Origin of the sequence: Bradyrhizobium sp. Ai1a-2 (assembly GCF_000426245.1) — a bacterium.
Taxonomy (GTDB): Bacteria; Pseudomonadota; Alphaproteobacteria; order Rhizobiales; family Xanthobacteraceae; genus Bradyrhizobium.
In genome coordinates this window covers 25,400-33,862 of sequence record NZ_AUEZ01000084.1, presented here as the reverse complement: position 1 = coordinate 33,862, position 8,463 = coordinate 25,400, and the positions used below count along the sequence as shown (strand labels likewise).

6 protein-coding genes and 1 pseudogene are annotated in these 8,463 nt (G+C 63.2%); 4 read left to right on the top strand and 3 right to left on the bottom strand.

Annotation, left to right across the window (positions count from 1 at the left end):
* Positions 1-315, top strand: a pseudogene (locus K288_RS0135590) (IS5/IS1182 family transposase); the annotation flags it as partial.
* A gap of 281 nt (positions 316-596) precedes the next feature.
* On the opposite strand, the gene K288_RS0135585 reads toward K288_RS0135590, so the two are convergent.
* The 3 genes from K288_RS0135585 to K288_RS0135575 all read right to left on the bottom strand — a co-directional run bounded on the left by K288_RS0135585 (position 597) and on the right by K288_RS0135575 (position 3,312).
* Positions 597-1,127 carry a hypothetical protein gene (locus K288_RS0135585; protein ID WP_244443378.1) on the bottom strand — a complete coding sequence of 177 codons (531 nt, stop codon included), beginning with the start codon at positions 1,125-1,127 and terminating at the stop codon, positions 597-599.
* 223 nt (positions 1,128-1,350) lie between these two features.
* Complete coding sequence (locus K288_RS0135580; protein WP_027583827.1) at positions 1,351-1,803, bottom strand: DNA polymerase III subunit chi; 453 nt, start codon at positions 1,801-1,803, stop codon at positions 1,351-1,353.
* 6 nt (positions 1,804-1,809) lie between these two features.
* Positions 1,810-3,312, bottom strand: a complete 1,503-nt coding sequence (locus K288_RS0135575) for a leucyl aminopeptidase (protein WP_027583826.1) — start codon at positions 3,310-3,312, stop codon at positions 1,810-1,812.
* Positions 3,313-3,665: 353 nt separating this feature from the next.
* Here K288_RS0135575 and lptF point away from each other — a divergent pair, with 353 nt between their 5' ends.
* From lptF to K288_RS0135560, 3 genes are all read left to right on the top strand, one after another.
* Positions 3,666-4,832 carry an LPS export ABC transporter permease LptF gene (gene lptF / locus K288_RS0135570; protein ID WP_027583825.1) on the top strand — a complete coding sequence of 389 codons (1,167 nt, stop codon included), beginning with the start codon at positions 3,666-3,668 and terminating at the stop codon, positions 4,830-4,832.
* Positions 4,829-5,926 carry an LPS export ABC transporter permease LptG gene (gene lptG, locus K288_RS0135565; protein ID WP_027583824.1) on the top strand — a complete coding sequence of 366 codons (1,098 nt, stop codon included), beginning with the start codon at positions 4,829-4,831 and terminating at the stop codon, positions 5,924-5,926. Before lptF ends, lptG begins: the two co-directional genes overlap by 4 nt.
* 89 nt (positions 5,927-6,015) lie before the next feature.
* On the top strand, positions 6,016-8,415 hold the full coding sequence (locus K288_RS0135560) for an LPS-assembly protein LptD (protein ID WP_244443379.1): 2,400 nt from the start codon (positions 6,016-6,018) through the stop codon (positions 8,413-8,415).
* Positions 8,416-8,463 lie beyond the last annotated feature (48 nt).

The following is an 8,463-nucleotide window of genomic DNA, read 5'->3' as shown; positions in this document are numbered from 1 at the left end:
GACAAGGGCTACCGAGGTCACAATGCGCCACCCGATTACAAGTTCAGGGTGTTCATCTCAGGCCAGAAGCGGCGCGTGACGCCCAGGATCAAACGCGAGCTGCGCCGGCGCTCGGCCGTCGAGCCGGTCATCGGCCATCTCAAATCCGAGCATCGCATGGGGCGCAACTACTTCTGGTACCGCAAGGGCGACGCCGCCAACGCCGTCCTCGCCGCCGCCGGATACAACTTCCGCCGTCTCATCCGCTGGCTGGAGCTTTTGTTGCACCAAATCCTGGTCAGGCTCATCCTCCGATTTCAGCTCGTCCCAAGCTGAAATCAGACTTCTTCACGGGCGACAAATTCGTCATCCGCTGTTTGAATCCACGTAGGATGGGTAGAGCGAAGCGAAACCCATCATTCGCGCCGCTTACTCCATCGCGATGGGTTTCGCTTCGCTCTACCCATCCTACAGGCCCGCTGTTTGACATTTGAATCAGACTTGCGGCGACGCCGACTTCTCCGCCGTAGCTCAACGAGCGAAGGCGGAGGCGTGCCCACCATTACGAGCAAAGCGTGAGACGGGGGGCACAGCGCCCACCCTACAATTCGCCGGCCTTACATCGCGGCGTGTTTCTTCGCCTTCGGCTTGCCGGCCTTCGGCGGCGGCGCGGGCACGTCAATGCGCTCAATCGACGACAAGCGGCCGGAGGTGAAGGTGTAGATGCCGGCGCGCGGCCCCTGCGTGTAAGTGACGACGGCGACACGATCGCCGCGTTCATTTTTGGAGAGACCGACATTGTCGGGCGCGCCGATGCCGCGCACCACATCGCACTCGGTATGTCCGAGCGCGACCGTCCCCACATTCTGCGGCGGTGGCGTGCTACCTGCACCGTCGGCGAGCGCATTGGCGTTCGCAGGCCCCGCCGCGGCCATCCCCGGACATCCGCCCTCGGCACTCACCATGTCTTCGGCGGTGACCGGCTTGGTCGGCGTCAGCGGCGGCGTCTCGATCGAAATGTTGCGGATGGACAGCCGGCCCGTCCGCGAGAACCACTGGGCATCCTTCGAAAAAATCTCCGAGCCTCCGAAAATATCCGAGCCCCCGGAGCAGCCGGCGAGGACCGGCGCAAGCAGAAGCAGGGCCACCAGCGGTTTCCGAATCAGTGTTCCATCTCGCACGATCGATTGGGCTCCCGTGTCTACCCTCTTGTTCCGCCGCGCATTCTTCGCGCGAAGCGATCCCCAAGCGTGGCGCGCGCCGCGCACCTTCGCCTTAAAATCCTTGTCCGACCATCCCTTTGCGGCATGACCGTGGCTGGGCGCCGACTCCAGGACACAAAGTGCAAATTATCATTAATTGTGCAACCTTCTATTGCCGGCGCTGCCAGCGGCCCCGCTCGTCGGCCTGCCAATAGGTCACATCGAGTCCGCGCGCTTTGCAGGTGGTCCAGCTCTCGCGCGCCGCCGCCACGGCCTCCGTGTCGTCGCCGTTGAACACCAGCACCAGCCGCTCGTAGCTGTCGCTATCTTCGGGCATCGCCGCATTGTCGACCAGGAAGCGCACATTGGCGCGGTTCGGATTGCCGTCGTCGATCGAAAGGATGATCGGCTGATCCGATGCGTCGGCGACACGCCAGGTGGCATGCGGCAGAAAGGAATCGTCGCTGTAGGTCCATAAGTGCGCATCGAGCGCTTCGGCGCGCTCCAGCGAGGTCGATTGCACGACCACGCGCCAGCCGCGCTCCAGCGATTTCTCGAGCAGCGGCGGCAGCACGCTCTCGAGCGACATGCCCTGCAGATGATAGAACAGGACCTCGGTCATATCAGGCTATTTCTTCGCCTCGTAATAGTCGGCGACCAGGCGTTCCAGCAGGCGAACGCCGTAGCCCGAGCCCCAGCTCTGGTTGATGTCGCTTTTCGGCGCGCCCATCGCAGTTCCCGCGATATCGAGATGCGCCCAGGGCGTGCCGTCGACGAAGCGTTGCAGGAACTGCGCTGCGGTGATCGAGCCGCCATGGCGGCCGCCGGTATTCTTCATGTCGGCGAACTGCGAATCGATCAGCTTGTCGTATTCCGCGCCGAGCGGCATGCGCCACACCCGCTCGCCGGTCTCCTGCCCGACCTTCATGAGCCGATCGGCCAGTTCGTCATTATTAGAGAACAGGCCGGCATGCTCGGTGCCGAGCGCGACCATGATCGCTCCGGTCAGCGTCGCCAGATCGACCATGAATTTCGGCTTGAACTTCTTGGCCACATACCAGAGCACGTCGGCGAGCACGAGCCGCCCCTCGGCGTCTGTGTTGATGATCTCGATGGTCTGGCCCGACATCGACTTGACGATATCGCCGGGACGCTGCGCGTTGCCGTCGGGCATGTTCTCGACGAGGCCGATGGCGCCGACCGCGTTGACCTTGGCCTTGCGCGCGGCGAGCGCGTGCATCAGCCCGACCACGCAGGCCGCGCCGCCCATGTCGCCCTTCATGTCCTCCATGCTTCCCGCCGGCTTGATCGAGATGCCGCCGGTATCGAAGCAGACGCCCTTGCCGACGAACGCCACCGGCTGCTCGCTCTTCTTGCCGCCGTTCCAGCGCATGATCACCACGCGGCCCGGCCGCGCCGAGCCCTGCGCGACGCCGAGCAGCGCGCCCATGCCGAGCTTGGTCATCGCCTTGACGTCGAGCACCTCGACGTCGACGCCGATCTTGCGGAGTTGGCTGGCGCGCCGTGCGAACTCTTCGGGATAGAGCACGTTCGGCGGCTCGTTCACGAGGTCGCGTGCGATGACGACGCCCTCGACGATGGAGGCGTCAGGCCCGAACGCCTTCCGCGCGGCGCCGACGTCATCGACGGCGATCGAGACATCGGCGCGCACCGATTCGTTCTCGCCGTCCTTCTTCTTGGTCTTGTAGCGATCGAATTTATAGGCCCGGAGCCGGATACCAGAGGCGATCGCCGCCCCCTGCTCCGCCTTCATTGCGCCCTCGGGCAACTCGGCGATCACGATGACAGCACCCGTCGCCGCGTTCAGCTTGCCGGCAACGACGCCGCCGAATTTGAGAAAATCCTTCTCCTTCAGCGCCGACGTCTTGCCGGTTCCGATGACGATCAGGCGCTCGGCCTTGATTCCCTCCGGCGCCAGGATGTCGAGAGCAGCGCCGCTCTTGCCCTTGAACTGGTTGGCTGCGGCCGCCCGCTTGACTGTCTCCGCCGCCTTCCCAAGCGCCTTCTCGGTCGCTGCGCCGAACTTCAATGCCTCGTCGCAGAACACCACCATCAGGCCCCGGACGGGCGCGGAAAACGGAACAAAGCCGACCTTTACGGCGTCGGACATAGGCAAATTCCTCCAGAATCAGGGCTGTCGCAGGCGGGAGCCGGCTGGCGTAGGTAGTAGGTGGAATGTCGGTTCGCGGCCGTCCAGATCGGCCGGCCGCTGGGGTTCATCAACACTATGGCCTGCCAGCCGCCGCACTGCCAAGCGCGGCGTGGCCGGAACGCCACAAAGGGGAATAATTAACCATGTGGAAACAGTGCCTTGGCCCAGCCATTTTGTTGACGGATCAAAGGGATGGTAATGAGAGAGTAACGGCTGGACGGGATAAGCGGCACGGCCAAAGGGGAGCCCTTCAAAGGGATTGGTCGGAAGCCGTGCGTTTGGGCGCGCCAAGTGGGATTTTGCGGTAACAGATGGGGTCGATTGACAGGTATATTTTCCGCACGACGCTCGCGTCGTTTGCGGTAGTCCTGGTCAGCCTCACCGGCGTGATCTGGATTACCCAGGCGTTGCGCGGCATCGACCTGATGACGAGCCAGGGTCAGACCATCATCACCTTCCTCGGCATCACTGGCCTCGTGATTCCGGCTCTCGTCCTGATCATCGCGCCGATCGCGCTGATGATCGCGGTCTCCCACACGCTGAACAAGCTCGCGACCGATTCCGAGATCATCGTGATGAACGCCGCGGGCTTTTCGCCATTCCGGCTGTTCCGTCCCTTCTTCTATGCCACATGCGTGGTAGCCGCGATGGTCTTCTTCATCGGCGCCTACCTCGCCCCCGACGGCATGCGGCGCATCAAGCAATGGGACGCCGAGATCACCGCCGACGTGCTTACCAACATCCTGCAGCCCGGCCGCTTCGCCCAGCTCGACCAGAACCTGACGATTCGGATTCGCGAGCGCCTGCCGGGCGGCGTGCTCGGCGGCATCTTCGTCGACGATCGCCGCGATCCCAAGGAGCGCGTCACGATCATCGCCGACCACGGCACGGTGCTGAAGAACGAGCGTGGTTCGTATCTGGTGCTGGAGGACGGCAATCTCGAGCGATTCGAAGTCGGCAAGCGCGACCCGGCCCTCGTCGCCTTCGGCCGCTACGCATTCGACATGTCGAAATTCTCCAGCCAGCGCGACGTCACGCTGGGGATTCGCGAACGCTATCTATGGGAATTGATCTGGCCCGCGGCTGATGATCCGACTTATGATCAACTGTCCGGCCAGTTCCGCGCCGAATTGCACGACCGCTTCATGGCGCCGATCTATCCCTTCGCATTTGCCGCACTCACATTTGCTTTCCTCGGCGCGCCGCGCACGACGCGCCAGAGTCGCAATTTCTCGATCGGCGGCTCGGTTCTCGCCGTGCTCGGCCTGCGCATGGCCGGATTCGCCTGCTCGGTGATGGCGGTGAATTCGTTGCTTGCCGTCGGCGCACAGTACCTGATGCTGATCGGCGGTATCGGCATCGGGCTCTGGATGATCATCGGCGGCGTGGTGGTGGAGCCGCCCGCCGGATTGATGGAGGCCATCAACAAGTCGAATGCACGGTTCGCGCGCCTGTTCGGAAGGCCGGCCACCGCATGAGCATGGTCACCAATACGCTTGGGCGCTATTTCGCCGGCCGCTTCGTGATCTCGGCCGTCGGCGTATTCGTCGGCATTTTCGTGCTGCTCGTCCTCGTCGACTATATCGAGATGGTGCGCAAGACCTCCGGGCTGGTCACGGCCTCCGCGATCACGGTCGCCGAGACCTCGCTATTCCGCGTGCCGCAGCTGCTCGAGAAGCTGATGCCGTTCTGCGTGCTCATCGGCGCGATGACCTGCTATCTCGCGCTGTCGCGCCGGCTCGAACTGGTGGTTGCGCGCGCCGCCGGCGTTTCGGCCTGGCAGTTCATCGCCCCCGCGCTGGCGAGCGCGCTCGTCCTGGGGATCGCGGCGACCACCGCTTACAATCCGATGTCGGCAAACCTGCGCGAGCTCTCCAAGCAGATGGAGGCGGAGCTGTTTGGCTCGGCGCCCGGTGGCGGCATCCAGGACGCCTCCGGCTTCTGGCTCAACCAGGTCAACAATGAAGGCCAGTCGATCATCAACGCCGCCCGCAGCGAGCAGCAGGGCGTGCGCCTCACCGGGCTGACCGTATTCCGATTCGATACCGCGCTGCAGTTCAAGGAGCGAATCGAAGCGCGCGAAGCCTCGCTCGAAGAGGGCCGTTGGGTGTTCAAAGGAGTACGTCGATACTCCCTCGACAAGCCTCCGGTCGACCAGGACACCTTCTACCTGGCCACGACGCTGACTCCGGCCCAGGTCCGCAACAGTTTTTCCACCCCGGAAACTGTGTCGTTTTGGCAACTACCGGACTACATCCGTTCGTCGGAGAGCTCAGGCTTCGCGACTGCCGGCTACCGGCTGCAGTATCACAAGCTCATTGCACAGCCGTTTTTGCTGGCTGCGATGGTGCTTTTGGCAGCTTCGGTCAGCTTGCGCTTCTTCCGGTTCGGCGGCGTGCAAAAGATGGTTTTAAGTGGCGTGGGTGCAGGCTTTCTGCTCTACGTGCTTTCGAAAGTAACTGAAGATTTGAGCAAGGCTGAGTTGATGCATCCCATCGCTGCGGCGTGGTTGCCTGTGTGCGTAGGCGGCCTCACCGGTTTCTTGGCCTTGCTGTATCAGGAGGACGGGTAGTGGCCGTTGTCGCCGCCCGCCAGTTGGAGTCGCTTGCGTTCAGGCGGCGCAGTACCGTGCGCCGTCATCGAACCCGCTTGGCCGGCTTCCTGCTAACCCTGACCGTTGGATTCATTCTTACCGGGACGATCGGCGTTGGCCTCACGACGCCGGCCGCCGCGCAAAGCTTCACGTACAATCCGCGGCCGCCGAAACCGACTCCCGCCCCGCCCCGCAATGACGGGCAGATGCTCGTGCAGGCGACCGAGGTCGATTACGACTACAACAATCAGCGCGTGTCCGCGGTCGGCAACGTGCAGATGTTCTACAACGGCACCAGCGTCGAGGCCGACAAGGTTATCTACGACCAGAGGACCAAGCGCCTTCATGCCGAGGGCAACATCCGTTTCACGGATGCCCAGGGCAAGATCACCTACGCCAACATCATGGATCTCAGCGACGATTACCGGGATGGTTTCGTCGATTCGCTGCGCGTCGACACCGAGGACCAGACGCGCATGGCGGCGACCCGCGCCGATCGCTCGAGCGGCAATTACACGGTGTTCGAAAACGGCGTCTATACGGCCTGCGCACCATGTAAGGACGACCCGAAGAAGCCGCCGCTGTGGCAGGTCAAGGGCGCCCGCATCATCCATAACCAGACCGAGAAGATGCTCTACTTCGAGAACGCCCAGCTCGAATTCTTCGGCGTTCCGATGGCGTACATGCCCTATTTCTCGACCCCCGACCCGACCGTGAAGCGCAAGAGCGGCTTCCTGATGCCGGGCATCAGCGAGGCGTCGACCTACGGCTACGCCGTCGAGGTCCCCTATTATTTCGCGCTCGCGCCAGACTATGACCTCACGGTCAACCCGCGCTTCACCACGCGCCAGGGCGTCTTGCTCCAGGGCGAATTCCGCCAGCGCCTGTTGGATGGCTCCTACTCGATCCGCGCCTACGGCATCGACCAGCTCGACCCCGGCGCCTTCGCCGGCCAGCCGGGCGACCGCCAGTTGCGCGGCGGCGTCGATACCAGGGGCCAGTTCGCGATCAACGACAAGTGGGTCTGGGGCTGGGAAGGCGTGCTCCTGTCCGACTACTTCTTCTTCCAGGACTATCGCCTCGCCCAGTATAAGGACCCATTCGCAGCATTCCTGAGCCTGCCGACCGAAGCGATCTCGCAGCTCTATCTGACCGGCGTCGGCAATCGCAGCTTCTTCGATGCGCGCACGATCTATTACCTGAGCTTCTCCGGCAACCAGAGCCAGGTGCCGGTGATCCATCCGGTGATCGACTATAACAACGTGGTCAACAGCCCGATCTTCGGCGGTGAGTTCAGCTACAAGGTGAACTTCACCAGCCTGACGCGCGACCAGGCGGTCTTCGACCCGATCACGACGCTCGCCAACACCGCTGGCCTGTGCACCACGGCATCCGCCGATCCGCTGGCCCGGATGCCCTCGCAATGCCTGCTGCGCGGCTTCCCGGGCACCTACACGCGCCTGACGGCCGAAGCGCAATGGCGGAAATCGTACACCGACCCGTTCGGCCAGATCTGGACGCCGTTCGCGATCCTTCGCGCCGACGCGATCGATGCCTCGGTCTCGAACCAGCCCGGTGTCTCGAACTTCCTTCCGGTCGGCGATACGACGGCGCTGCGCGCGATGCCGACGATCGGCCTCGAATATCGGTACCCGTTCATCAACGTGCAGCCGTGGGGCACCACCACGCTCGAGCCGATCGCGCAGGTCATCATCCGCCCGAACGAGACCTACGCCGGCAAGCTGCCGAACGAGGACGCGCAGAGCCTCGTGTTCGACACCAGCAACCTGTTCGCCGTCGACAAGTTCTCGGGCTATGACCGTGTCGAGGGCGGCGGCCGTGCCAACGTTGGCGTGCAGGCGACCACCCAATTCGATCGGGGCGGTGCCGTGAAGGTGCTGTTCGGGCAGTCCTACCAGCTGTTCGGCCTGAACTCGTTCGCGGTCGCCGACGCTACCAACACCGGCCTCGATTCGGGCCTGCAGCAGGCCGCATCCGACTATGTCGGCAGCGTCAGCTATTCGCCCAACCGGACCTACACGTTCAGCATCCGCTCGCGAATGGACGAGGCTACCTGGAACATCAACCGGTTCGAGGCCGAGGGACGCGCAAACTTCGATCGTTGGTCGGTCAGCCTGCTCTATGGTAACTACGCGGCCCAACCGGAACTCGGCTATCTGACCCGTCGCGAAGGCATCCTGACCACTGCCGCGGTCAAGGTCGCCTCGAACTGGGTCGTATCCGGCTCGGCGCGTTGGGACCTTGAAGCGAACAAGATCAATCAGTACGTCATCGGCGCTGGCTATGTGGACGACTGCTTCGTGCTGGCCGCGAATTACGTCACGTCCTATACCTACTCCGCCGGCACGACGCCGCCAGTCCTCAGCCATGCGTTCATGCTGCAACTCGGGCTGCGGACCATCGCAAACACGACGACGACGTCAAGCAGCGGAACTGGCCTTCAGTAGATCCGCACCTCCGAAATTCGGTGCGAATTGGTTGATATGGCTGATATG